Annotated in this window: 25 protein-coding genes and 2 pseudogenes; 18 read left to right on the top strand and 9 right to left on the bottom strand. The window is 67.4% G+C overall.

What is annotated here, in order from left to right; genetic code table 11:
- Nucleotides 1–20: 20 nt before the first annotated feature.
- On the bottom strand, nt 21–551 hold the full coding sequence (locus OHA11_RS09980) for a flavin reductase family protein (RefSeq protein ID WP_266494242.1): 531 nt from the start codon (nt 549–551) through the stop codon (nt 21–23).
- A gap of 125 nt (nt 552–676) precedes the next feature.
- Between OHA11_RS09980 and OHA11_RS09975 the strand changes: the two genes are divergently transcribed.
- The 8 genes from OHA11_RS09975 (at nt 677) to OHA11_RS09940 (ending at nt 9,137) form a co-directional block, all read left to right on the top strand.
- The gene (locus tag OHA11_RS09975) at nt 677–1,468 is read left to right on the top strand and encodes a FadR/GntR family transcriptional regulator (protein ID WP_266494240.1); all 792 of its coding nucleotides are present in this window, start codon (nt 677–679) and stop codon (nt 1,466–1,468) included.
- A 317-nt stretch (nt 1,469–1,785) separates the two neighbouring features.
- Nucleotides 1,786–2,769, top strand: coding sequence for a TAXI family TRAP transporter solute-binding subunit (locus tag OHA11_RS09970; RefSeq protein WP_266494235.1), 984 nt, complete (start codon nt 1,786–1,788; stop codon nt 2,767–2,769).
- The gene (locus OHA11_RS09965; RefSeq protein WP_266494230.1) at nt 2,766–3,524 is read left to right on the top strand and encodes a class II aldolase/adducin family protein; all 759 of its coding nucleotides are present in this window, start codon (nt 2,766–2,768) and stop codon (nt 3,522–3,524) included. The genes OHA11_RS09970 and OHA11_RS09965 overlap by 4 nt, the downstream gene beginning before the upstream one ends.
- A 13-nt stretch (nt 3,525–3,537) precedes the next feature.
- The gene (locus OHA11_RS09960) at nt 3,538–4,284 is read left to right on the top strand and encodes a dienelactone hydrolase family protein (protein ID WP_266494228.1); all 747 of its coding nucleotides are present in this window, start codon (nt 3,538–3,540) and stop codon (nt 4,282–4,284) included.
- Nucleotides 4,285–4,347: 63 nt separating this feature from the next.
- Nucleotides 4,348–5,331 carry a hypothetical protein gene (locus OHA11_RS09955; protein WP_266494225.1) on the top strand — a complete coding sequence of 328 codons (984 nt, stop codon included), beginning with the start codon at nt 4,348–4,350 and terminating at the stop codon, nt 5,329–5,331.
- 22 nt (nt 5,332–5,353) lie between these two features.
- The gene (locus OHA11_RS09950) at nt 5,354–6,460 is read left to right on the top strand and encodes an alcohol dehydrogenase catalytic domain-containing protein (protein ID WP_266494224.1); all 1,107 of its coding nucleotides are present in this window, start codon (nt 5,354–5,356) and stop codon (nt 6,458–6,460) included.
- Nucleotides 6,457–8,049, top strand: a complete 1,593-nt coding sequence (locus OHA11_RS09945; RefSeq protein WP_266494222.1) for a bifunctional 3-(3-hydroxy-phenyl)propionate/3-hydroxycinnamic acid hydroxylase — start codon at nt 6,457–6,459, stop codon at nt 8,047–8,049. Before OHA11_RS09950 ends, OHA11_RS09945 begins: the two co-directional genes overlap by 4 nt.
- Complete coding sequence (locus tag OHA11_RS09940; protein WP_266494220.1) at nt 8,046–9,137, top strand: zinc-binding alcohol dehydrogenase family protein; 1,092 nt, start codon at nt 8,046–8,048, stop codon at nt 9,135–9,137. Before OHA11_RS09945 ends, OHA11_RS09940 begins: the two co-directional genes overlap by 4 nt.
- A 59-nt stretch (nt 9,138–9,196) precedes the next feature.
- Here the strand turns inward: OHA11_RS09940 and OHA11_RS09935 are convergent, their stop codons facing one another.
- A complete protein-coding gene (locus OHA11_RS09935) occupies nt 9,197–10,036 on the bottom strand; it encodes a fumarylacetoacetate hydrolase family protein (RefSeq protein ID WP_266494218.1) in 840 nt (279 codons plus the stop codon).
- Between the two features lie 505 nt (nt 10,037–10,541).
- Here OHA11_RS09935 and OHA11_RS09930 point away from each other — a divergent pair.
- Entirely contained in the window at nt 10,542–11,042 is a 501-nt protein-coding gene (locus OHA11_RS09930) for a hypothetical protein (protein WP_266494217.1), read from the top strand.
- A gap of 393 nt (nt 11,043–11,435) precedes the next feature.
- On the opposite strand, the gene OHA11_RS09925 is transcribed toward OHA11_RS09930, so the two are convergent.
- Nucleotides 11,436–12,059 (bottom strand): hypothetical protein, encoded by a 624-nt coding sequence (locus tag OHA11_RS09925; protein WP_266494215.1) that lies wholly within the window; start codon nt 12,057–12,059, stop codon nt 11,436–11,438.
- Between the two features lie 746 nt (nt 12,060–12,805).
- Between OHA11_RS09925 and OHA11_RS09920 the strand changes: the two genes are divergently transcribed.
- From OHA11_RS09920 to OHA11_RS09905, 4 genes are all read left to right on the top strand, one after another.
- The gene (locus OHA11_RS09920; RefSeq protein WP_266494214.1) at nt 12,806–13,423 is read left to right on the top strand and encodes a pyridoxamine 5'-phosphate oxidase family protein; all 618 of its coding nucleotides are present in this window, start codon (nt 12,806–12,808) and stop codon (nt 13,421–13,423) included.
- A complete protein-coding gene (locus OHA11_RS09915) occupies nt 13,420–14,322 on the top strand; it encodes a carbon-nitrogen hydrolase family protein (RefSeq protein WP_266494213.1) in 903 nt (300 codons plus the stop codon). Before OHA11_RS09920 ends, OHA11_RS09915 begins: the two co-directional genes overlap by 4 nt.
- The gene (locus OHA11_RS09910; RefSeq protein ID WP_266494212.1) at nt 14,319–15,674 is read left to right on the top strand and encodes an APC family permease; all 1,356 of its coding nucleotides are present in this window, start codon (nt 14,319–14,321) and stop codon (nt 15,672–15,674) included. Before OHA11_RS09915 ends, OHA11_RS09910 begins: the two co-directional genes overlap by 4 nt.
- Before the next feature lie 81 nt (nt 15,675–15,755).
- Nucleotides 15,756–17,174 (top strand): PLP-dependent aminotransferase family protein, encoded by a 1,419-nt coding sequence (locus OHA11_RS09905; RefSeq protein WP_266494210.1) that lies wholly within the window; start codon nt 15,756–15,758, stop codon nt 17,172–17,174.
- Here OHA11_RS09905 and OHA11_RS09900 read toward each other — a convergent pair.
- Nucleotides 17,162–17,893: pseudogene (locus OHA11_RS09900) on the bottom strand (transposase); the annotation flags it as partial. The gene OHA11_RS09905 and the pseudogene OHA11_RS09900 overlap by 13 nt on opposite strands.
- 193 nt (nt 17,894–18,086) lie before the next feature.
- On the opposite strand from OHA11_RS09900, the gene OHA11_RS09895 reads away from it, so the two are divergent.
- The 3 genes and pseudogenes from OHA11_RS09895 to OHA11_RS09885 all read left to right on the top strand — a co-directional run.
- Complete coding sequence (locus tag OHA11_RS09895; RefSeq protein ID WP_266494208.1) at nt 18,087–18,416, top strand: hypothetical protein; 330 nt, start codon at nt 18,087–18,089, stop codon at nt 18,414–18,416.
- A gap of 29 nt (nt 18,417–18,445) precedes the next feature.
- Nucleotides 18,446–18,898 (top strand): hypothetical protein, encoded by a 453-nt coding sequence (locus tag OHA11_RS09890; RefSeq protein ID WP_266494206.1) that lies wholly within the window; start codon nt 18,446–18,448, stop codon nt 18,896–18,898.
- 47 nt (nt 18,899–18,945) lie between these two features.
- A pseudogene (locus OHA11_RS09885) lies at nt 18,946–19,164 on the top strand (peptide-methionine (R)-S-oxide reductase); the annotation flags it as partial.
- On the opposite strand, the gene OHA11_RS09880 reads toward OHA11_RS09885, so the two are convergent.
- The 4 genes from OHA11_RS09880 to OHA11_RS09865 are packed head-to-tail and all read right to left on the bottom strand — an operon-like array spanning nt 19,115 to nt 22,407.
- The gene (locus OHA11_RS09880; RefSeq protein ID WP_266494204.1) at nt 19,115–20,212 is read right to left on the bottom strand and encodes an LLM class flavin-dependent oxidoreductase; all 1,098 of its coding nucleotides are present in this window, start codon (nt 20,210–20,212) and stop codon (nt 19,115–19,117) included. The pseudogene OHA11_RS09885 and the gene OHA11_RS09880 overlap by 50 nt on opposite strands.
- Nucleotides 20,209–20,526 carry a TIGR04076 family protein gene (locus OHA11_RS09875; RefSeq protein WP_266494202.1) on the bottom strand — a complete coding sequence of 106 codons (318 nt, stop codon included), beginning with the start codon at nt 20,524–20,526 and terminating at the stop codon, nt 20,209–20,211. Before OHA11_RS09875 ends, OHA11_RS09880 begins: the two co-directional genes overlap by 4 nt.
- A gap of 16 nt (nt 20,527–20,542) precedes the next feature.
- Nucleotides 20,543–22,060, bottom strand: coding sequence for a sodium:solute symporter (locus OHA11_RS09870; RefSeq protein ID WP_266494199.1), 1,518 nt, complete (start codon nt 22,058–22,060; stop codon nt 20,543–20,545).
- Nucleotides 22,057–22,407 (bottom strand): DUF3311 domain-containing protein, encoded by a 351-nt coding sequence (locus tag OHA11_RS09865; protein ID WP_266494197.1) that lies wholly within the window; start codon nt 22,405–22,407, stop codon nt 22,057–22,059. Before OHA11_RS09865 ends, OHA11_RS09870 begins: the two co-directional genes overlap by 4 nt.
- Nucleotides 22,408–22,587: 180 nt before the next feature.
- On the opposite strand from OHA11_RS09865, the gene OHA11_RS09860 reads away from it, so the two are divergent.
- Nucleotides 22,588–23,124: a helix-turn-helix domain-containing protein gene (locus OHA11_RS09860; RefSeq protein WP_266494194.1), complete on the top strand. Its 537-nt coding sequence runs from the start codon at nt 22,588–22,590 to the stop codon at nt 23,122–23,124.
- A 58-nt stretch (nt 23,125–23,182) separates the two neighbouring features.
- Complete coding sequence (locus OHA11_RS09855; protein WP_266494193.1) at nt 23,183–23,638, top strand: RpiB/LacA/LacB family sugar-phosphate isomerase; 456 nt, start codon at nt 23,183–23,185, stop codon at nt 23,636–23,638.
- Nucleotides 23,639–23,725: 87 nt separating this feature from the next.
- Here the strand turns inward: OHA11_RS09855 and OHA11_RS09850 are convergent, their stop codons facing one another.
- Entirely contained in the window at nt 23,726–24,649 is a 924-nt protein-coding gene (locus OHA11_RS09850; protein ID WP_266507062.1) for a lysylphosphatidylglycerol synthase transmembrane domain-containing protein, read from the bottom strand.
- Nucleotides 24,650–24,846 lie beyond the last annotated feature (197 nt).

Here is a 24,846-nt window from a genome sequence, read left to right as displayed (position 1 = left end):
GGCGGAAGGAGGCGGGAGGGTCAGCGGGCGCACGCGGCCACGTGATCGCCGATGGGGTGGCGTGGACGCAGCGCGAAGTGCGAGTGCGTGCCGAAGGTCCGGTATCCGTAGATGAGCGGGGCCGCGGGCGTGGACCTGGCGTGCGTGACGGTGCCCAGCAGGAGCAGGTGGTCGCCGCCGTCCACCGCGTCGGTCAGGTCGCAGGCCAGCCACCCCGGAGCCGCCTCAAGGCGCGGCAGACCGTGGTCGAAGTGCCAGCCGACACCGGCGAAGCGGTCGGGCGTGCGCCGGGCGAAACCCAGGGCGAGGTCGTCCTGCCCCTGGCCCAGAACGTTGACGCCGAAGCGCCGGCTGGCGGTGATGTGAGGCAGGAGTCCGGATCTGCGGTCAAGGGCGACGGTGACCATGGGCGGCTTGAGCGACAGCGAGGCGAAGGCGCTGACGGTGGTGCCGTACGGGATCTCTCCCACCGAGGCGGTGACGATCGTGACGGGGGCACAGACAGCCGCCATGAGGTCACGGAACTCCTGCTCACCAAGGACGGGGATCATGTGCGGTCTCCAATCATCATGATGATTACGTTTGATGCTGTATCCCTGTTTCGCCTGACGTCAAGAGGTGCGAATCTATTCATCACAATGAATCTGAAGAGGTGTTCGTAGTGAGGGGAGACTCAGTGGGGACGCGGGAGGCGGGCGGGACGCAGGGCGGCAGGCCGGGCGCGACAGCCGGGAGCGTCGACCCTCCGGCGCTGCAGCGGGGGGACTGGGGGCAAACCCCGGCGAATTCGCGGGCGGACGCGGCCGCGCGGGCCGTGGCACGGATCGCCTCGGGCGTCGCGCCTGGCACCCGGCTCGGAACGAAGGAGGAGCTCCGGGCCCACTGCGGCGTGTCGGTCGGAACGTTCAACGAGGCACTGCGGCTGCTCCTGTCGCGCGGGCTCGTCACGGTCCGGCCAGGGCCGGGCGGAGGCCTCTTCGCGATCGAGCAGACCCCCATGGTCCGGCTCGGCCACTCCATCCTCGCGCTGGACGGCTTGCAGGCGGATGCCGACGACGCCCTGCGGATCCGCGATGCCCTGGAACCACTGCTGTGGCAGGACGCGCTGTGGCACGCCTCGCCCGCTGACGTCCGAGACCTGCGCGTTCTGCTGAAAGAGATGGACGGGGCGGGCCAGGCCGGAGACATGGACGCGTTTGCCCGGTCCCACCGGCAACTGCACAAGTGTGTCGCCGACATCACACCGAACGCCCTCCTACGGTCGCTCTACGTCAATCTGCAGGATCTTGTCGAAGGCCACGCCGTCGAAGTGCTGCCTCCTCACGGCTCGCCCGCCGAGTACCTCCGGGCCCGGCACCGGTTGCACGCCGACCTTGTCGACGCCCTGGACAAGCGGGATGCGGCAGCCCTCTTGCGCTGTGTCGCGGAATGCGACCCCCCGGGCGCCGGCAGTGGCGAGAGCGCCTGAGGGGACCATCTTCGAGTCCGTAGAGTCTCGAATAAGAAGACTAGTGTCCTACGTATCAGAACTTTTCGCCAGCCCGAAGCTGCGAGAGGTAATCTTGACGACCGCGTGACTGCCGCCCCCCTTCGTGTCCGGCGGTACGTGAATACGCGCCAGGCGACGGCCCTGCCGTAACGGCACCCCTTGGCCTCTTGTTCCGTATGGGTTCAGCCCCAGAGGTGATCACTGGATCCACTTCGCACAGCTCTCGCTTCTCCGGGTGACTGGATCTATGCTGACCAAAAAGCAGGACATGCGTCCTCTAAATCAGGACTGGAGCCATGATGAGTCCGACACCCGCCCCGCACGGGCGACCGGATGAACCCCGCATAGAGCGATCCCTCACGCTGCATCTGCGTGGCGACTGGGGCGGCGCCAACCTCCACCGGGTCTGCGGCTGGATCGCCCAGGAGCTGGCCGACCGCTGCGGCCCGCACACGCGCATTGCGACCTGGAACAGCCGAGGTTTCAGCGATGCCGTCCACGCGGTCGGCCGCGGTGAGGTCCAGGTGGCGCTGACCACGCCGGCCGCCTTCGCGGCCGCTGCCCTCGACGGGAGGGGCGTCTACACGGGCGAGCACTATCCGGACCTGCGGGCCCTTGGTGTCGTTCCGCAGCGCGACCGCCTGGTCGTCGCTGTCCACCGGGACCTGGGCATCACTACCTTCGCCGAGCTGCGCCGGCACAAGCCCGCGCTACGCCTGGCCACCGCGGTCCACGACGACGTCAACCACGTCGGGCTGGCCGCCCACGAGGTTCTGACCCGGTCGGGTGTCGATGTCACCGGCTGGGGCGGCCGACTACTCCAGGACGAGCGACCTTTCGAAGCGCTTGAGCACGTCAAGCAAGGCCGGGCGAACGCCATAGTCCAGGAGGCGGTCATGCTGCCTGACTGGCAGGACATCGGCCGGGACCTGAACTTCCTCGAGGTCGAGGAGGAAGTCCTCGCCGGTCTCCGGGACGACTACGGCTGGCCCGCCGCCGACGTCGAGGACGGCTACTTCCCCGGGCGTTCCGCATTCCGCACCCTCGACTTCTCCGACTTCCTCGTGCTGACCCGATCCGACCTCCCTGATGACCTCGCCTACGCCATCGCATGGGTGCTTGGCGAGACGCGACACCAGATCGAAGCGCAGTACCGCCATCTCGCCCCGGAGAGAAGCCCGATCACCTACCCCCTCGACCCGGTCACCATGGGTAGGACACCCATCCCGCTGCACCCGGGAGCACGGCGCTATTTCGACGCGCTGCCCGCAGCGTCATGACACCGGACCAGGCCCGCCGGTTCGCCGTCGAGGCCTCCCACGCCCTGGCCGCGGCCGGGCAGGGCGACATGGTCTGGGGTCATGTCGCCGTGCGCGACCCGCGCGGCGACGGCATCTGGATCAAAGCACCGGGCTGGGGCCTGGAAGAGGTGCGCGAGGACCGCCTCCAACTCGTCTCCTTCGACGGCCAAGTGCTGCAAGGTGACGGCGCCCCGCACAAGGAGTGCCACATCCATTTGGAGATCCTTGCAGCGTCACCCGACCTGACGTGCACCGTGCACACCCACGCCCCCAGCGCGGTCGCATTCGCGGCCCTCGGGCAGGAACTGCTCCCCCTCTCCCACGAGGGCGCCCTCTTTGCCGGCGAGGACGCGCCGCGCTTCAAGGCCACCGGCGGACTCGTCTCCACCCCGGCACTGGGCAGAGCGCTTGCCGCGACCCTGGGCGAGGCCCCCGCAGCCCTGATGCCCAGCCACGGCCTGGTTTCCGCCGGCCGCACAGTGCCGGCTGCCGTCATGCACGCCGTTCTGCTCGATCGGGCCTGCGCCGTCCAGCTCACCGCCACAGCGGCCGGTGCGGTCCGCGTCCACTCCGACCTTGCCGAGGCACGAGCCAAGCGCGCCGAGTGCTGGCCGGACAGCCAGTTGGAGGCCGGATGGCACTACCTCCTGCGCCGCGTCGCCCGCGCTTCGGTGTCAGGCACCGCCCGGCCCGCTCCCGCATCGAACGATCACTCCTCGTCCCCGTCCCAGTGAAGGACCCTGTGCCATGAACGACCAGACCGCCCCCACCCGTGAGACGACCGAGTGGCTCACCGTCCGCACCGCTGACGGTCTCATGCGCGTGTATGCGGCCCGCCCCGCCGGCCGAACGGACCGGGCGGTGATCGTCCTGCAGGAGGCATTCGGCGTCAACGAACACATCCAGGACATTGCACGCCGCTATGCCGCCCGCGGCATCCTTGCCCTCGCCCCCGACCTGTTCCACCGCAACGGCGTCGGCACCCTCACCTACGACCAGCACGCTGAAGCGATGCCCCTGATCGGCGCGATCGGGCCGGACGCGATCGTGACCGACATCGAAGCCGTCCTGGCCCACCTCGGCGACCAGGAGGCCATCGAGGTTTCCCGCACGGCCGTCAACGGGTTCTGCTTCGGCGGCCGAGCCGCCTTCACGGCAGCCACTGGCATCGGCGGACTCGCAGCTACCGTCGTTTTCTACGGCCCCGGCATCGCCGCCGGCCCGCACGCGGTCGTGGACCGGGCCAAGAACATCGATGCCCCCATGCTGCTGCACGTCGGGGCCGAGGACCCCACCATCCCCGCCGAACAGGTCGAGGCGATCGAAACCGCCCTGACGACCGCGGGAGTCGACTTCGAGAGCCACGTCTATACGGGCGCCGGGCACGCCTTCGCCTGTGATGCCCGCCCCAACATGTACGACGCGAACAGCGCACACACCGCCTGGCAGCGCACGCACGCCTTCCTCGACATCCACCTTCCCCCGGGCGTCTGACGTCCGGGGCAGTACTGCCAGCACCCCGACACTGCCAGCACCCCGACGAAACAAGGAAGTTTCATGGGTACCGTCACCGAATCCATCGCGGTCGTCTTCTCCGACGAACCGTCGCGTGTCGTCGAGCGCGAAGAGCATCTCCTGCTCTCGCCCCCGCACCCCAGTCCCTTGCCGATGAAGCTGTGGCGGGACCACGAGCCGCTCACCGTCGTCCACTTCTCCCAGCAGTACGAGGCGGTGCCGTTCGCTCCGCCTCGGGACGTCTACGAAAGCGCTCGGATCCGCGTCGAATGGCAGACGATGGACAATCGCCAGCCCTTCTATCACCGCAACTGCGATGTCGACGAGATCTCGTACCAGATCGCCGGTGAGCGAACCCTCATGACCGAGCTCGGCGTGGTCGAGCACCGGCCGGGCGAGTTCTCCCGGCTGCCGCGCGGAGTCGCCCACGACAACTACGGGCGCCGCGAAAGCCATCTGCTCTTCTACACGCCCTCCCCGGCCCGCGAAGAGCGTGCTGCGGTACGGCAGTCCGAGCCTGTGTTCCCGGCCTTCCCCGGCTGGGAACCGAGCCCGGTCAACGAGGCCGTCACCCAGTGCTTGGGTACTCCGGGACACGACATCACCGTCGCTCCTGTCGACGAACGCCGGCTCCTGGAACAGGTACATGCGGAGAAGGCCCGGCTGCAGGTGCTCACCGGGGCGGACCGGCCAGGGGTGAGTTGGCTGTACCGCTCCGCCGGGTTCCGGCTGGGCAGCGTACTTCTGACACCGGACAGCCCGCGCGCCTACTGGCGCACCCTCGACGCCGACGAGGTCCAGTACCAGATCCGCGGACGGCGCACCCTCGTCAGTCAGCGCGGCATCGTCGACCTCCGCCCCGGGGACTTCGTCCGCATTCCCCTCGGCCTCGCGCACGCGAGCGTGTGCACCGAGGAGAGCCGACACATCTCCCTGTACAGCGACCGCGAACTGCCGCAGGTCGCCGAGACGGCCAGGACCGCCGTGCCCTACACCCCAGAACGCCTCGCCGCTGTGGGCGCCTGACACGACCGAGGAGCCGTACCTCATGAACACGAACACCATGCTGGCGGCGCGCGCCGAAAAGGGCTCTGCCGAGCTGCACCTGCAAGAGATTTCCATACCCGAACCGGGACCCATGGACGTCCTGGTCAAGGTGGCCTCCGCCGGGCTCGCCCCCGGCATGATGAGGCTGCTGGCAATGGGGGCTTTCAAGCACCTGCCGACGACCCTCGGGCACGAGGTCGCGGGCACTGTCGCAGCCGTCGGCGCCGATGTCACCGGCATGGTGACCGGCACTCGCGTCCGCGTGCACGCCAACCTCAACTGCCGCAGCTGCACCTATTGTCGCTCGGACCGGGACATGATGTGCCCCCAGCAAGCCATGCTCGGGCACGCCGCGTTCGGCGAGGTCCCCATGCCGTTGTACGAGCGCTATCACGACGGTGGCCTCGCCGAATACATTCGCGTGCCGCACTGGCTCGTAGACCCCCTGCCCGACTCGGTGAGCTTCGACGTGGGCGCCAAAGTCCACGATCTCGCCAATGCCGTTCGCGCCCTCAAACTGGCCCAACTGCCCCTCGGCGGCACCCTCGTGGTCACCGCTGCCACCGGCACCATGGGTACCGCGTCCGTGAAGCTGGCCCGGCACTTCGGTGTGGGACGGCTGATCCTCGTCGGACGCAGCGCCGAGCGCCTGAGCGCGGTGCGACGGCTGGCCGGAGACGTCGCCTGCGACATGGTCGCGATCGAGGACCTGCCCGCGGACTGGGGCACCGGCCAGGGACTGACCAGAGCCCTGCGCAAGCTGGTACCCCAGGGCGCCGACGCCGTACTCGACTTCATTCCGGAAGGCCCCGCCACCTCCCAGTCCCTGGCCGCGCTCGCCACCGGCGGCACCCTCGTGCACATGGGTGCCAACCAGGCGCCTTTGACGCTCCCCATGATCGCGATCATGGCGAACTGCTGGCGGGTCGTCGGCACCCGGGCCTGCACCCGCACCGACGCCAAGGACGTGCTCGCTCTCCTCGACAGCGGAGCCCTCGACGCGCAGGACCTCATCACCCACCGCTACCCGCTTGCCGACGTCGGCGAGGCGGTGGCCGCGATGCAGAGCCGCGCCGAGCCGATCTGGATGGCGGTAATCAACCCATGACCGGCTCCGACCGCGACCCGGTACTGGTGGTGGGCGGCGGCCCGGTGGGGCTCACCGTTGCCAACCTGCTGGCCGCTCGCGGCATCCCGCTCGTTCTGGTCGAGCGCAACACCTCCACCAGCGACGAAGCGAAAGCCATCAGTCTGGACGACGAATCCCTGCGTACCCTGCAAGCGGCCGGCCTCGCCGAACAGGTGCTGGACATCGTCGTCCCCGGTACCGGCACTCGCTACTACGACCGTAAGGGCCGCCCCCTCTTCCACGCCCGTGGGCCGGGGCCCTACCAGCTGGGCTATCCCTTCAAGAACCAGTTCGCCCAGCCCGAACTGGAGAAGGTTCTCCTCGACGCCCTGAAATCCCGCCCCGAGGCCGATATCCGATTCTCCACCGAGCTGGTCGGCGTGGAGGAGAACCCCGACGGCACCGGCGTCACCGCGGCGATCCGGACGGCCGGCGCCACGGCACCGGAAGTCGTTCGTGCCAGTTGGCTGTTGGCGTGCGACGGAGGCCGCTCCACCGTACGAGAGCTGCGCGGTATCCCCATGACCGGCAGCAGTCACACTCAGGTGTGGCTGGTCGCCGACACCACTGGCGACCCGCACGACGAGCGCTACGGCATGCACCGCGGCACCCCGGACAGACCCACCGTCATCGTGCCCGGCCGTGACGGACGCTGCCGATACGAGTTCCTTCTGCATTCCGGCGAATGCGAAAAGGGCACGCGGCCCTCCTTCGAGACGGTGCGCCGGCTTGTGGAGCCCTACCGGTCCCTGACCGAGAGTCAGATCGAACGGGTTACCGCCTATACCTTCAACGCTGTCATCGCCGACCGGTGGCGCGACGGGCACGCCCTGCTGCTCGGCGACGCCGCACACATGATGCCGCCGTTCGCTGGCCAGGGCCTCAACTCGGGGATACGGGACGCCGCGAACCTCTGCTGGAAGATCGACGACGTGTGGCACGGCCGGGCCGGACAACAACTCGTCGACACCTACGAGGCCGAGCGCCGTCCCCACGCCTCCGCGATGGTCCGCTACTCCCAACGCCTTGGCGACATCGTCATGACCACCGACCCGCGACGCGCTCTGGTGCGGGACCTCACAGCCCGCACCCTCCTGCAGACCCCTGCGGGGCGGCGCTACCTCACCGAAATGCGCTTCCGGCCGCGCGCTCGGCATGACGCCGGCCTCGTCATCGGCGGCCACCCCCTGACAGGAACGCAGCTCCCGCAACCGCGCGTCCTGGTGCCACCGAGCCTGCGCCCACACCTGCTCGACGAGGTACTCGGTGACGCGTACGCGCTGCTGGGCATCGACGTGCCCGCCGCGGCCTGGCGCCGCTTCGACGGCCCCCATTGGCCCGACGACCGAGTGCGCATCAAGCGGATCGACGTGCTGCTCGGTGATCGGCTGCCCCCCGTACGCGGGCCGCGCGAGGCCGTCGCCGACGCCGACGGCCGTCTGGGCGAGGTACTCGCAGCCGCCCGCAACCGCTTTGTCCTGGTCAAACCCGACCGCTATATCGCCGCCGTCATGGGCCCCGACGACATCCTGCCCGTGGCCGCGGCCCTGCAACAGGAGACCACGTGACCGTTCTTCCGACCAGCACCGCCGCCGTCAGGGTTCACGCACACGGCGGTCCCGGGCAACTCGTCCACGAGGAACTGCCCTTGCCGCCTCTGGGGCCCACCGATGTCCTGGTGGAAGTCGACACCGCGGCCGTCTCCGGGTGGGACCTGAAGTATCGCCGGGGGCTCCAGCCCGGCACTCAGCTGCCCGGCCGTGCCCCCTTCCCCCTGCCTCACCAACTGGGACGGGAAGGCTCGGGAACCGTTATCGCCACCGGATCCGACGCGCGGCAGCTGAGGCCAGGAGACCGGGTCGTCCTCGCCGCCCATCCGGAGAACCCGCACGCCCGGGAGACGTACCGCGGCCTGGGCAACCTCTCCACCGGCGTTGCCCTCCCCGGCCACCAGGCACCCGGCTCCTACGCCGCCTACCTGGCACGCGATCAACAACTCTTCCTGCCGGTGCCCGACCACGTCGACCTGGAACAGGCGGCGGTCACCCTGGCCTCGTACGGCACCAGCCACCGGATCCTGCGCGACCGGTTGCGGGTCACCGCCGGGGACTTTCTCCTGGTGACCGGGGCTGCGGGGCCGATGGGCTGGGCCACCATCCAACTGGCCCACCTCTTCGGGCTCCGCCCCATCGCCACCACGCGCCACGCCGCGCGAGCCGACGCGCTGCGGGCCGCATGCGGAGACGACGTCGTCGTCACGGATGACCTCGAAGCGGCTGCCGAAGCCATACGGGACCTCACCCACGGGCAGGGCGTCGACCATGCTGTCGACTACTCCACCAGCCGCGATCTGCTGCGCCTGGCCCTGGACGCGTTGCGGCTGGGCGGCCGGCTCTGCCCGGCTGCCGGAGAACAGAACCCTCCCGGCCCGATGCCGTTCACCGTGTTCGACCTCACCCGCCTGGAAGCGGACATCGTCGGCGCCCGCGGAGCACGGCACGACGATGCGCTGCGAGTGATGGCGCTGCTTGCCGCAGGGAAGCTGCACTCGCCCATCGCCGCGCGCTTTCCGTTGGCCAAGGCCGCCGAGGCACACGAGTTCATGGAACGAGGCAGCGACGTCGTCGGACGTGTCGTTCTCAAGCCCGGGGCCTGAACCCTCGGGGCCGCGGGGTGGGGCTGCAGGTCGTGATGCCTCACCCCGCGCAGGAGGTGTCAGGAAGCCGACTCGGCCACGCAGACGTTGCTGGTCTCGCCGATTCCCTCGATCACCGTCCGCAACACCTGCCCCTCCTTGAGGTACACCTTGGGGTCGCGGCCGTCGCCGACGCCCCCGGGGGTGCCGGTACAGATGACGTCTCCGGGCAGCAGAGTGATGATGTCACTCACGTACGACACGATGTCCGCGACGCCGAACAGCAGGTCCGACGTGCGGGATTGCTGCATCACCTCCCCGTCGACCTCGCAGCGGATCTCCAAGTCCGGCTCCTGGCCACCGAACTCGTCCGCGGTCACCAGGACCGGCCCGAGCGGCGTCGTTGCCTCGAAGGTCTTTCCGGAGAGGAACTCCCGTGTGCGGCGCTGATAGTCACGCACCGTCACATCATTGACCACGGTATAACCCGCAACGAATTCCAGCGCCCTTGCCTTCGGGACGTGCCGGCCCGCCCGTCCGATCACGACGCCAAGCTCGGCCTCCCAGTCCACCCGCTTACTGACGGACGGCAGAATGATCGGGTCGTATGCACCGATGAGGGAGCCGTCGTACTTCGCGAACAGCGTTGGGTACTGGGGGGTGTCGCGCCCCATCTCCTTGATGTGCGTGGCGTAGTTCAGCCCGAGGCACACGATCTTGTTGGGATGCGGCACGAGCGGTGCGAAGCGGGCCTCGTGAACCGCGATCCGCATCCCGCCGCCCCGCTGCGCGGCCTGCGGCCAGTCGACGCCGGAGTTGAGCAGTTCCCCCAGGTCGGATTGTGGGAGCAGCGTGTAGTAGTCGCCGTCGAGCCGTCCCACACGCGTTCCCTCGCCTGTCCTGAGAGTGGCCAGTCGCATCGTGATGCACCTCTTCCTTCGTTGACCGGATACCGCAACCGATCGTACGCTTGTCGCGCAATGCAGGATAGATGTCCTGTAAAACGGGACGTTGAAGGTTGGCGGCAAGGTCATCAGCGGACCGGACTCCGGACATCTTGCTGATGTTCGACCATGGCCAACTGGTGCTGGCCGTCACCGAGGTCGCCGAGCCCCGCGGGGTGGCCCGCTCTCCACCGCCTATCGGTACCTGCAGAGCCTCACCTCCAACGGCTTCCTGGGAGGAGAGCGAAGGCTCCGGATTCCGGCTCGGCCCCAGACCCTGGAGCTGGCACGCCTCGCCCGCAAGGGTGTGAGCCTGTCGATCTGGCCCGCCCGTTGATGCAGTACCTCGTGGAGCGCACCGGGAAGCTCGTGCTCCTCACCCGCAGGGCCGGGTTCGCCCTCGTCTGCCGTTGGTCAATGCCCGAGCTGCGGTCCTCGCCCGGGATGTCATGCAGCTCGCCGCGGAGATCGGCGCGGGGCTGTGCCCCGGACCGCGCATCGCGCCGCTCGTGGACCGGACGCCGGGGGCGCCGGCACTGCTCAACCCAGGGCCATCGGGGACGACGCCGTCTTCGACCTCCACTCGGCGAACCTGGCGAACATCCACACCACTCTCGCCCACAACCTCAAGCTGTACGCCGAGACCCTGCCGATCGCCCGCGATGTGATCGACGGTCGGCTCCAGGCGCGGCACCGGGAGATGGTCATTCTGTGCAGCGGGTGGAACTGCGCCGCCGCCCACCAGTGGAGCCACCACCGGTATGTGACCGCGGCGGTGGGTCTGACCGAGGCCGAGACCGATCTGTTGTCACGACCGCCGTCCGAAGTCCCGTGGGCAATCCAGAAACGGGTGCTGCTCGAGACGGTGGACGAGTTGCACGACCGCTCCACGGTCGGCGACAGGACGTGGAGCGGTCGGGCGGAGCACTACTTGGAGGCGGAACTGATCGAAGTGGTCACTTTGACAGCTCTTCGAACTTGAGCCGTGCATCGTCGGTACGCGCTGACCGGCCGTTGCAGTCTGTGATGGGTGGGGTGGTTGTCGGCCCTGGAGGCAGGCTGCCCAGAGTCCTGGGTGATCTTTTCTGTTCTCTACCCAGAAGGGTCGCTGGGAGCCACGGGCGTGGCCAACGACAAGCCGTTGCTGCTCGGCCTCGACGGGGTGTCCGTCATGCGGGTCGAGCGGTGCGTGGACGGTGGGCGCCGGGTCTACCTGGCCACGGCGGGATGCTTCTGTCGGGCCCGCCCGGTCTGCGGGGTCTTCGCGTCACGGGTGAAAGGCTCCGCGACCACCCGGCCCCGTGGGCCACCTCCGCGCCGCCCAACTTTGAAGACCCTGTTTCGTAGTCCACTCTTGATGACCGCAAGGGGTTCGTCAGTAAGACGGGAATGGCATCCGAGTCGCATCCGCAGTGGACCCAGCTGTGAACAGAAGCTGGTCGCCAGTGGTCCAGAATCCAGTTGTCGATTTTCCGTGGTAGCTATTGCCGCCATCTGACAGGGTGACCTGCACTTTGGGAATGATGAAATTCACCAAATTACCGTTGGTGTCGTAGACGTACTCTTTGAGCACGAACTGGAGCGTGTTGCCGCCCGTACTCCTCCACCTACCCAAGCTGGCGCTGCCCAGGGTGCAGGTACCCGTGCCCGATGGGCACGGAAGGCTGGCAGCCGGCGCGATCCCTGAAACGGTGCCGTCAGCGTGGAAGGAGACCATGGTCTGCTCATCGGCATGGGGCAGATGCACGATCTGATTCCAGGTCCCCACGGGAAGGCCGAGCGGTGCTCCGCCGGAGTCCCGGGTCGCGCCCTCGGCCGGCATTACCAGCACTGCCGTCCCCAGAATCGACAAGCAAATTCCCGATGTCACGATCGAACGCTTCGAAAGCTGTCGGTGCTTGCTGCCCGCAGCCGAAGGCACGCTCTTGCCCCCGGGATTCGTCGGGCATTCGATGCCCACAGAATGCCGTTGCTCCCGATTGTTGCGCCAAATGCTCACGATTGATCCTCCCAGGTTCCCGACGTGTCCACTTCGCTGGTCCGGAGGGTGAGTACGTCGCAGGCGCTCGCCCGCCAGCCGTCCTCGTCCTCGGACCGTCACGCCCGAAGCGGTTGCAGATCCTCCTCCGCGACTTGCGCGATGGCTGCACGGTAGCCGTAGATAATCCTGCATCACAAGACATGGGTAGCGAAATGTAGGACAACAAGCAGGTGTGGTGTAAGCCGTCCTTCCGGCGCGCCGAGGCTTGCATCAGGCAAACAAGATCGGTGGGCCCGGGTGTCGCTCGTGGCAGCTGTGCTGCTGGCCAGCCGTCGCCGGCCCCATTCAGGCGCAGCCGCAACGGCACTCGCACGCGAAGGGCCTCACCCACGGGCCGTACGAACCGCGATCTCAAGCCCGCCCACACCGCACCCAGTGAAGACGCCGCGACGGAGCGGTTCGGGAGTTCAGGAAGCCTGGGACCGGAAGTCTGCTCGACGAACACGACCGAGTCCGTGAACGCCCGCATACGCGAGGCCGTCCGGGTCCGCGGACACGCCGGATCGGGCGGCCCAGTTCATGGGCATCCACTCGCAGCCCGTACAGGGCTGCTCGGCAACGATCGAGCCGGCCCACCCAGATACTGGTCTGCGCGTATCGCCGTTAACTGGACTAGAAACCCATACCGCCTGTTTCTACTCTTGGGCCTCATGAATCCTCGATTGCACCGAGTAAACCGTCTCCCGGAACGTTCTCGCCACGATGTGCGTGATCTGTACGCAGTCCTGGATGCCGGGCACCGGGTCGGCACCCTTGCCACCGTCTTTGACGGCGAGCCCTGGATGGTACCCATGCTCTACGCACGCGACGGCGATCGGGTGCTGTTCCACGGCTCGACCGCTGCCGGAGCCCTGCGCCACATGGCCGACGGCAGCCCGGTGGCGTTTGGCGTTACCCATATGGATGGCCTCATCTACGCGCACACAATGTTCAACCAAAGTGCCCGGTTCCGTTCGGCAGTCATTCGTGGAGTGATGCGCCCCCTGCCAGACGAAGAAAGGGCTGAAGCTCTCACTGCTTTGACTGAAGGAATCACACCAGGGAGGTCTCATGAAGTCCCCCCTCATACACGCAAGCATTTGGCTGCGACCATGGTCTTGTTCATGGATATCACCGACGCCGACTGGACTGTCAAAGTCCGTGATGGCGGACCCACACCGCCCGAGCCCGGAGAGCGCTACGATCCGGAGCTCTGGCGTGGCGTGATTCCCATCTCCACTGTATTCGGCGAACCGATACCGGCCGAGGGTCTTCCCGAAGGCACTCCCCTGTCGCCATCCATTCAGAGGTTTCTCGCCAGTTCTCAGAGGGAGGAATCGTGACGCGTCTACTGACTCTTGCCATGGTGCAGAGCCCACATGAGGACCTGAAGGCGTTCGCATCCGGTGTCGAGAGACGTCTCCGCTCGACTTCGTGTGATCTTCTCGTCTATCCCGAGTATCACGTGGTGAGAGAGGATACAACCGGACTCGAGGAATCCTTCGCCGAGTTCGCCGAGTCCGAAGCGGAGCCACTGAACGGCCCTCGCGGCGACACGTTCTCCCAACTGGCGGGGGATCTCAAGACCTGGCTCATCCCGGGCAGCGTCATCGAACGCGGGGATGACGGCGCGTTGTACAACACCGCACTCGTCTATTCTCCCGAAGGGCAACTCGCTGCTTCTTATCGCAAGACCTTTCCATTCAGGCCCGTGGAAACCGTAGCACCAGGCTCTGGGTTTACGGTTTTCGAAATGGCCGGGTTCGGCAGGGTCGGCCTGTCCGTCTGCTACGACGCCTGGTTCCCCGAGGTGAGCCGTCATCTGGCGTGGATGGGAGCGGAGTTGGTCGTCAACGTCGTCGCGACCAGTACAAACGACCGGACACAAGAAGTCGTACTGGCACAGGCCAATGCGATTGTGAACCAAAATTTCGTCGCCAGCGTCAACGGCGCGGGCCCTCTCGGGATGGGAAAGAGCCTGCTCGTCGATCCGGAAGGCCGGATCCGCACCCAGAGCATCACGGCGGAGCCAGTGACCTTGGTCGATGTCATCGATCTCGACACCGTGACATCGGTGCGCAAGCGCGGGACAGCGGGCGTCACACGCCCATGGGACCACTTCCAGGGCTCGGACACGCCTGTTCAACTCCCTTTCTACAACGGACAGATCGACCCAGAAAAGTGGCGATCGGTATCGACCCGCACAACCTCGGTTGAAACAGATAAGGGAGAGCCATCGTGACCACACAAGGTTCTGTCGGCATCAAGAGAAAACTGTCGATGGCCGGCGCCCTGGCCTTTGGTCTATCCTACATGGCCCCTGGTGTCGTTCTCTCCATATTCGGAGCGATAGCGGCCACGAGCGGTGGTGCGGCGCCGACCGCGTTCGCCATCGCCGCGATTTCACTGACTTTCACCGCCCTGAGCTACGCAAAGCTGGCACGCATCATCCCGTCCTCCGGATCGGCCTACACGTATGCGCGGCGACTGCTCGACTCGCGGATCGGCTTCCTGGTCGGTTGGGCCATACTGCTGGACTACCTCTTCCTGCCCTCGCTTGCATGGCTCTTCATGGGCACTTTCTTCCACGCCCAGTTCTCCGTGCTGCCGGTTTGGGCATGGTTGCTGATCACCGCAGCGGCTACGACGGCTATCAACGTGCTGGGAGTTGTGCTGGCCGACTGGGTCAACCGCCTCCTACTGGCAGTCGCCATACTCATGGTCGTGCTGTTCAGCATCTGGTGCACTCGGTATGCGTTCCAGCACGGCGACCCCAGCTTCTCCGCTCCATGGTGGAATAGTACGACTTCGTTCTCTCATGTCACCTCGGCCGCAGCCGTCGCCGCGTACGCGTTCCTGGGATTCGAGGCCATCAGTACCTTGTCCGGGGAAACCCGTGAGCCGGAGCGGAGCATTCCTCGCGCCATAGTGCTCGCCGTTTCCCTCGGCGGCGTGTTCTTCGTCGTGGTTTCTTATATCGTGCAGCTGGCAGTTCCGGGAGCGGATCACGGAGAAGCGGCGTACTACGACATCGCCAGACTCATCGGCGGCCGGGACTTCGCGAACATAATCAACACGATGTATATCGTGGGTGGCTTCGCCTCATGTATGGCAATCCAATCCGCCACTGCGCGACTCCTTTTCGTCATGGGTCGCGACGGGGTCTTCCCGCGAAAGGTCTTCGGAAACTTCAATAGACGTTTTCGCACGCCGGTCTTCAACCTGATACTGGTTGGTCTCACCTCTCTGATCTCCTTGTGGAGCACAATCGAACAGGCCGCCTCCTTCATCAACTTCGGCGCTCTCCTCGCGTACGCCTCGGTCAACCTGTGCGTGATCGCCTACTACATGCGCAACCGCCGACACCGCCGCCTCTCAATCCTCGGTTTTGTCGTGCTGCCGAGCCTGGGGGTGCTCGTATGCCTCTATCTCGTTACCCTGCTGGACGCAAGAGCCATCTGGATCGGGGTAGGATGGCTGGCAGTCGGGATCGTGTATCTGACGGTTCTCACAAGAGGCTTCACAAGGGAACCACCGGAAATGCAGATATCAGATCGCGAGCCCACACCGGCAGATTCAGTACCCCAAACCTGAGGTAGAGCAATGCCAAGGTACCCGATTCCCAGTGAGGTCCGTCTGGAGGTTGTATCGGGACCGGGTACCCTGCCTCGGAGATTGGCCGCGGCCCTGGTGGCATCGATTGCGCGGCAGGAACTGAAGGAAGGCGAGGAGCTCCCGTCGACGAGGGTGCTCGCGAGGCAGCTCGGGTACTCGCGTTCAGTGGTCGTCTCCGCCTACGAGGAGCTCGTCGCATCCGGTTTCCTTACGGCACGAGCAGGCAGCTCCACCCGTGTGGCCGTCGGTGCGAAACAGGCCGCGGCGTTGGATGCCCGACAAGAGGAAGTTGCCGCCCGGGACATCGTGATCAATTCTCTGGCCACAGGATCCGATCCCACCCCGGACACACGTCTTTCGGAGAGTGCGTCCCTCGACCTCCTGCCCGGGTACCCGGACACGGAGCTGATCGACGCCCTTGATTGGCGCCGAGCTTTCAAGGCAGCCTCGCAGCAGGCACTCTGGGACAGGGCCATCAGTCATCAACCAGGCGATGTGCGAGTTCATCGCTTTCTTCCTGACCTGCAGGAACAGGTCGCTGAGCACATTCGAACCCGCAGGCACCTCCTGTGTGACCCACAGGACGTGTTTTTCTTCCCCAGCGTGACCAGTGCGCTTCGCACCCTTACGTCCGTGCTCGACCTCCGGGGCCGCACCGTCGCGATGGAGGACCCGGGTTACCGCAGTGCGCGCACCGCCCTCACGAACGCTGGGGCATGCATTCACGGCGTCGCTGTTGACGCCGACGGGATACGGGTTGACCAGATTCCCCCGGAAGCGGCCGCTACGTACGTCACACCCGCTCATCAGTTTCCCCTCGGCTCGCGGCTCTCGGTGACGAGACGAGCTCAGCTGCTCAGTTGGGCAGCGGCCCATGGCGGCTATGTCTTCGAGGACGACTACGACGGAGAGTTCCGTTACGATCTCCCACCGATGCCGCCCCTCCGGGCAATGTCAACCGGGGAACGCCATGTGATTTATCTGGGCACCGCATCAAAAATCCTCACCCGCGATCTGCGCGTCGCCTGGGCAGTGACACCGCCTCACCTTCGCGGACCGATTCAGCAGGCGCTGCTGGACGATGGAGACTCTGTCAGCGCGTTGTCGGCATGGGCCTTGACCGAGCTCCTTCGTTCCGGTGCGGTGACCCGACACACCGTTCGTGCGATGCGTACGTATCGCGCCCGCCGAGATCGGTTCACGCGGGCTGTGCAAGAGCTGCTGCCAGACGTCCGACTCCTGGGTATCAACGCAGGACTGCATACAGTGCTTGCTTGGGATCAAGTGGATGAGGCACAGCTTGTCTCCAGGTTGGCGGCACGAGGGGTGGCGTGCGCCCCGCTCAGCCAATACTGGTCATCCGCACTTGCGCCAAGACACGTGCAGGGACTCGTGTGCGGCTACGCCAGACTCCGTGAGACGCATGCCATGCCCGTCGTTCGTCTCATCGGAGAAGAAGTCCGAACTCACCAAGGGTGAACCGGTCCAGGTCGGCTCAGCGACTTTTCCACCGTGCTCGAACCGGGCGTCTTGTACGTGATGCACACCGGGATCCAGTGGGAGTGCCTGCCGTACAACCTCGCCGTCCGGCCGACCCCTGAAGTTCCCCTGATCGTGGACGGCGGGTGATTGCTCTGGGGGGCCTCTATGTCCATCGTCAAGCGGGGCATGGGGTTTCTGGGTTCGTAGAAGGTGCCGTCGCGGAGCATTGCGAACAGCACGTTGATCCGTTGTCGGGCCAGGCGGAGAAGAGCCTGCGTGTGGGTTTTCCCGCGGGCTCGGCATCGGTCGCGGTAGGTGCGGGAGGCGGGGTCGTGCAGGGCGGCGAACGCGGACAGGAACATTGCCCGTTTGAGCTGGCGGTTGCCGCCTCTGGGCGCGTGTTCGCCGTGGATCGAGGGCCTCGACGACTTCGTGGTCGGGGCGAGGCCGGCGTAGGAGGCCAGGTGGGCGGGGGCGGGGAAGCTGGTGCCGTCGCCGACGGTGACCAGCAGCGTGGCGGCGGTCCTGACGCCGACGCCGGGCAGGGACGTCAGGACCTTCGAAAGAGGGTGCTCCTCCAGCAGGGCCTCGATCTGGGCTTGTGTTGCCCGGCGTTGTTCGTGGACGGCGCCGAGCGAGCGGGCCAGGGAGGGGATCACGATGTCGAGGGTGCCGGTGCCCGGGACGACGACGGTCTGCTCGTCGAGTGCCTCGAATGCCAGTCGGCGGCCGGTGCCGAGCCAGGCTCCAGCAGCGCCGGATCATGTCGGCGGGCGAGGCAGATCATGAGTCAGCCCCGCTGAACGGCCCGCCGTCGAGTCGCCCGAGGGACCGGCTGCCGGGAAGTCCACTCCGGGTTGGTCCGGCAGCCACTTGAACCTTCGTAATACGCGTCATACGCTACCGGGTATGGCGAAGACGCGGATCAGTATCAGTCTGGAGAAGGCACAGGCCGAGCGGATCAGGCAGCACGCGGAGCGGGCGGGTATGGACGTCTCGGCGTACCTGGTGCACGCGGCGACGCGGCAGATGGCGGAGAGCGATGCCATAGAGGAGCAGTTCGCGGGGGTGGACGCGCTGATCGCGCGGGCGGAAGAAGAGGCCGGTGCGACTGCGGCGGAGCCGACGGCTCTGGCGGGAGAGCTGACCGAGCAGGAGCGCCGCGAGGTCGAGGAGGCGCTGGCGCTGGTGCGAGGTGAGGATCGGCGGGGGAGCCGGACGTCGGGGCACGCCGCGTGAGTGGGCGGGTGCCGGTGTACGACTCCGGCATGCTGATCGCTCTCGCCGACCGAAAGGCCAAAGCGGTAGCTCTGCACGAAGGGCTGCGCACCTCCGAGCACCGTGCGCTGGTGCTCGGTCCTGTTCTGGCGCAGGTCTGGCGTCCCGACCCGGCCCTGGTGCACGCTCTGGCCGGGGCATTGAAGGGGTGCACGGTTCCGCAGGCCCGGTCGGCCGAGCCCGCGATGCGGGAGACGAAGGCGGGTCGGCCGGAGTGTCTGGCCTGTGCGACCGGCTTGGATGTTACCGATTGGCGGCGCATCGGGACGGCGCTCGGGCAGGCGGCGCTGCCGGCGAAGAAGCGGCCGGACGCGGTGGACGCGTGGGTAGCGTTGGCTGCTGCCCGGCACGGCAGCGCGGTGATCTTCACCAGTGACCCGGATGACATCCACGCGTTCCTGGAGGTGCTGCAGCCGCCGGACGTTCACGTCTTCCCGGTGTGAACGTGGCGGAAGTGAACTCCTGTGGCTCCTGGGGTACAACGATTCACGGTTGGCCGTCCTTCTACGACCCGAAGGACTCCGACGCCGTCGAACTGATCGAGGACCGGTCCCACGGGATGGCGCGGACGGAGGTGCGCTGCGCCCGCTGCGGCTCGCACCTCGGTCACGTATTCGAGGGGGAGGGGTATCCGACCCCGACGGATCAGCGGTACTGCATCAACAGCGTTTCGCTGAGGCTTGCGCCTGACGCTGGTGGGGCGGCGTAGCGGCGTTGAGGAGTTCGGGTTCGGGTTCGGATTCGGTGTCGAGCAGTGGGAGCACCCGGGTTCCGAGCAGGTCGACTCCGCGGTCGTCGTTCAGGCCGTGGGGAGTGCCGAACTCCACCCTGCTCGCCCCGGCGTCGATCAGTCGCTGAGCCTGGGCCGCGACCTGCTCCGGGGTGCCGGAGAAGGCGAACAGGTCGAGTAGGTCGTCGGGGATGAGCGCGCCCGCTTCGGACGCCCTTCCGCGGGCCAGCAGGTCCTTCACACGGGCCAGCAGGTCCTCCGGCACGTCGATGGTGGGGTCGAGTTCAGCCACCACAGCCAGGTACATGGCGACTTCCGTGCGGGCCCTGCTCCGGGCGAGCGACCCGTCTTCGTCGACCACGGTCACCGCCCCCACCACGATGCCGGGCTCCCCGGTCCCGGCATCGTGGTCCGGGCTGTCGGTCCCGCTCACGCCCGCGGAGATGCGGCCGCGCATCACCTCCACCATCGCGGGATTCGCCGTTCCACCGATCTTGACCTCCTGGGCGATCCGCCCGGCCAGCGCCGCCGTCCGAGGTCCCCAGGTGCCGATCAGCAAGGGAATCCGCGGGCGAAAGGTCTCGTATGCCAGGCGCGTTCCCGGGGTGAGCTGGAACACCTCCCCCTGGAAGCCGTCCGGTGAGCCCGACAGCAGTGTCCGGATCAGTCCGGCGGCGTCCCGTAGATGGGCCAGCGGCCGTGGCTGGCTGATGCCCACGTCCCCGAGCCAGGAGCCCCGGGCCAGTCCCAGGTATGCCCGGCCGGACGAGGCCAGGTCCAGTGCCGCGACCTGTCCCGCTATCTCGTACGGGTGCTGCGAGTACGGATTCCAGCACGCGGCGCCGATTCGGACCCGGCGGGTGGCTCGGGCCATCTCCAGGAGGGGGAAGACCGGCGGCTGGTACATCAGATCCCCGAAGACCGACAGTACGTCGAAGCCGTACTCCTCGGCCTTCGAGGCGAGGCGGGCGTAGTCCGCAGGGTGCTTGTCGCTCTGGAACCCCAGCCCGATCTCGGTCCTGGTCACGTCAGATCCTCTGTGTTGAGACTGCACCGGCCCGTGCGGTCGATGCGCATGATCAGCCTTTCTTCGGGATCCGGGCAGCACACCAGGGTGTCTCGCTCCAGCCAGTCGCTCTCGGGCAGCGCTCGCTGCTTGGCGGGCAACAGGGGCAGCACCGCCTGGAGGGCGTAGAGGCAGAAGTGCCGTCCCTCGGGTATCCGCAACTCCGCGCTGTTGACCAGGTCGAAGTAGTCGCCGACCGACATCCCGCAGACCGACCGGCCCTCGATGCGGTCCACGGTGACTCTCAGGTCGTAGAGCTCGGTCAAGTCCTTCATGGGCTTCCTTCCTTCCCTAGTGGGCGGGCCGTACGACTTCGGCGGCGGGGGCGGCCGTCGGGGCCGTGAGGTCCAGGCCCACCGCGGTGGCCTTGGCCTTGGGTGCGGGCGTGAGTACGCTCACCAGCACCAGCACCGCCGCGTTGATCGCCATGGCGATCAGACCGGGTTCCCATGTGGGCAGTTGCTCGGCCCAGAAGTCCTTGGCGAACGGTGCGAGCAGGGCGACGAACCCGGTGATGATGCCCAGCAGTACTCCCGCGGCCGATGTCCTGCGCCATACGAAGGAGAAGAAGACGCCCGGCGCCAGCATGCCGATCGCCGAGTAGGCGTAGAGCAGGATGTCCACCAGCGATGTGCTCTGCCCGAGCGTCAGCCATACCGCTACCGCGGCGAACACGGTCATGGACAGGCGGCAGATCCACAGCGTGGTGCGGTCGGACAGATCCGGCCGGGCCAGTCCGACGACGTTGCGGGCGAACAGCGATCCGCTGGTCAGGAGAAGGACGGATCCGGGTGCCAGGGCGAGCAGGAAGCCCGTACCCGCGACGAGGCCTATCACCCAGCTCGGGTACTCGTCGGAGACGAACTGCAGGAGCGCCGCGTTGAGGTTGCCGCCCTCGGGTTTCGTGCCGGCAACGAGGGCCGCGAAGCCCAGCAGGATGATGAAGAAGTACGCGAGCGAGTACAGCGGCTGCCAGATCGCGTTGCGCCGGATCGCGCTGCCCGAGGCCGCCGAGTAGGACACCTGGAAGAGGTGCGGGAACACCCAGTTGCCCAGCGCCACGTTGAGTGCCGAGGTCATCAGCCACACGGTCGTCGTCGGGGACTCCGGATCGATCCCGGGGAAGCTTCCGATGCCTGGATGCTGCTGCTCGGCGAGGTGGAAGATGTCGAGGAACGACGACGCTCCGACCTTGCCCGCCACGGTGACGGTCAGCAGCACCATGACGACGATCATGAGGACGTCCTTGACGCCGGCCGAGAAGGCGGCCGAACGCAGCCCCGCCAGGAACACGAAGGCCAGCATCAGCAGGGCGCCGACCACGACGGCGACGTCCGGGGAGACCGCGCTTCCGATCGTCAGCCGCACGATCAGGCTGAGGCTGACGAGCTGGATCTGTACGTACACGATGAGCGCCGCGATACCCACCAGGGCCGTCACCGCGCCCAGCCAGGGTGCGTCGAAACGGGCGGTGAAGAAGTCCGCCTGGGTGATCAGCCCGTGCTTGCGGCCTGCCCGCCAGATCTTCGGCATCAGCCAGTAGCCGATGGCGTAGCTGAGCGAGACGGAGGTGAAGGCCAGGTAGGCCGGGGCCCCCAGGGCCCAGGCGTATCCGGAGATGCCCAGGACGGCGAAGGTGGTGTAGATCTCTCCGGCGTTCATGAACCAGAACAGCACGACGCCGAAGCGGCGGCCGCCGACCGCCCAGTTGGACACGGTCGCCGCGGAGGCGGTCCCCGAGCGTCGCCCGAAGCCGATGGCACCGAGGGTGGTGCCCAGGACGATGACGATGGCGATGAGTAGGGTCATGACCGGTCACCACCGGGCTTGTTGGCGCCGGGTTGCCCGGCCTCGGCGGTGCCCATGGCCTCGGCGGCGGCCTCGGGGGTGGCCGCGGTGGCTGCGATGAATGCGGCCTCCTCCGCCGCTACACCCGCCCGTTCGTCGAGGAGGTAGACGACGCCGATGACAGCCGAGGCGACCAGCACTCCGGCCATCTGCCACACCATGGGGAACGGGATGTCGAGCGGCGCGGCGCTCACATCGTTGACCAGGGGAACGAAGGCGACCTGCCAGACGAAGGGCAGGATGAGGAGCCAGTAGTAGGGACGGGATCTGCCGCTGGACCGTTGTCTGCGGCGTCGTGTCGATGCCATGGTCTCTCCCAGAGTTGGGGCACAGCCGGGGACATCACTACGATGTGCAGTACGGGTGCACAAGGTGCTGCGACGATAGGGTGGCTTGAAATACCCGTCAAGGCTGGTGCGGCGAATTTACCTACCCAATGCGTTCGACGGCGTGCTCGGTTTGTGCAGTGAGGTCGTACAAGGAGGATCATGATCGGGAGTCAGCTGCGTATGCTTCGGACGAAGCAGGGCCTGAGCCTGCGCGCGCTCGCCGCCGAGACGGGGCTGTCACCGACGCTGCTGAGCCAGGTGGAACGTGGCGTGACCGAACCCAGCCTGTCCACCCTGCGCCGGCTCGCCGCCGTATTCGGCGAATCCGTGGCGTCCTTGTTCGACGACGCCACCGCGCCCGCCGTCTGGGTGAGCCGACCGGGCGAACGCACCATACTCAGCGGCCCACGCGGGCTGGTCGGCTACGAGCGTCTGACCCCGGGCAACGGGCAGCTGGAGGTGCTGCGCGCGGTACTGCCACCCGGCGCCGCCACCAGCGCGGAGCCCTGGGCGCACCCGTCCGTCGAGTGCGCCTTCGTCGTCGCAGGGGCGCTGACCGTGGAGATCACCGGACAGGTTCACCAGGTTGCCGCCGGGGAGTCGATCACCTTCGACTCCCGACAGCCGCACCGCTACCTGAACGCGTCGCCCGATCCGGTCGAGTACATCGTCTCGATCAACCCTCCCTCGCCCTGACCGCTCTCCACATGACCGGTCTCCACGTGACCGGTCTTCCTTGAGTAGGCTCCGAGGCATGCGGATCTCCGTCTCCTCAGACATGGACGAACCCGTGGCCCGTGCGCTGGTCGAAGAGCTGCGTGGGCGTGGGCACGAGGTGCTGGTGCACGGGGCGTTGAGCCCCGGGGACGATCCGCAGTGGGCGGTGTGCTCGGAGGCGGCGGCCCGGGAGGTCGCTGCCGGGACGGCGGATCAGGCCGTCGTGTGCTGCTGGACCGGCACGGGTGCGTCGATCACCGCGAACAAGGTGCCTGGGGTGCGGGCCGCGCTGTGCGCGGACGCGTACACGGCTCAGGGTGCACGGCAGTGGAACGACGCCAATGTGCTGGCCCTCAGCCTGCGACTGACGTCCGAGCCGCTGCTCAAGGAGATCCTCGACGCCTGGTTCGCCGCCGAGGCCAGTGAGGACGCCGAGGACCGGGGGAACGTGGCCCGCGTCGGGCGACTCGATCTCGGCAGGACCGTTTCGTAGCCCTGGCTGTGAAGCTGTGCAGCTGTGCGGCTGTGCGGCTGTGTAGCCGTGCCCGGACCCGGCGTCGTTGCCCGGTCCAGGCGTGGCTCACAGCACCTTGCGGTGGACCAGGAGCGAGAGGACCAGCGCGCCCGGTAGCAGGGGTACCCAGACCGTAAGGACGCGGAAGCCGATGACGGTCGCCGTGGCGAGGCCCATCGGCGCGCCGAACGCGACCATGGTGAACACCAGGGCCGCGTCCACGGGCCCGATGCCTCCGGGCGCGGGCACCGCCCCGACCGCCGTACTGGCGAGGAGCAGCGCGAGGATCACCTGCGCCCAGGACAGCGGGAGCCCGAGCGAGAACCCGACCGTGGCGATCACGCTCCCCTGGAGCAGCGGAGTTGCGGCCGATCCGCCCCAGAGGGCGAGGACGCGGGAGGGTCGGGTGTGCAGCAGCCGTACGTCGGTCAGGGCGGTGCGGACGCAGTCGAGCGCCGGGCGGCGCAACGGACGTACGGCGGTCACGAGCAGGGCGGCCGTGCCGAACCCGAGGGTCACGGCTCCGGCGACCAGGAGCATCGTCTGTTCGTCCGGGACCAGTTCACCGAGGTGCAGCAGCTCGGGGAAGGCCACCAGGAAGACCAGGAGCACCAGTGTCTTCGCGATCGGCTTGACCAGTGAGTAGAGGGCGAGCGAGGCGGTGGCCCTGGCGAGGGGGATGCCGCGGCCCTGCAGGAAGCGCAGGGTGACGGCGTGGGCGCCGATGCTCGCCGGCAGTACGTGGTTCGCGGTACCCGCGGCGACCTGCGAGGCGAGCAGTAGTCCCGGCGGGAGCCGGTCCGGTATGGCGCCCTGCCGTACACACGCGGCGGCCACCCAGCCCAGGCAGGTGAACACGGACGCGGCCAGCAGCCACCAGGGGTCGGCCGCGGCCAGCCGGGCGGCTCCGTCACGGACGGCACCCCCGTCGACCACCGCCCACACCCCGATGAGGAGCAGCGGGAGCAGGCTCAGCGTCCAGCGGGTCAGGCTTGCGACGGAGGGGAAGCGGGAGCGGGACGGGGAGGGGGAGGGGGAGGCAGAGGGAGAGTTTGAGGGAGAAGGGGAGGAGGGGGAGGGGGAGGGGGAAAGGGGCGCGTCGGGCGTGGGGAGCGCCCGGGGAGCGGTGTCGAGCGGGAGCAGGGACACGGTGCACGTCGTCCTTCCGCGTCCTGCCCCGCGCTGGC

Origin of the sequence: Streptomyces sp. NBC_00878, from assembly GCF_026341515.1 — a bacterium.
In the GTDB taxonomy this organism is placed as follows: domain Bacteria; phylum Actinomycetota; class Actinomycetes; order Streptomycetales; family Streptomycetaceae; genus Streptomyces.
This window is presented reverse-complemented; position numbering and strand designations above follow the sequence as displayed.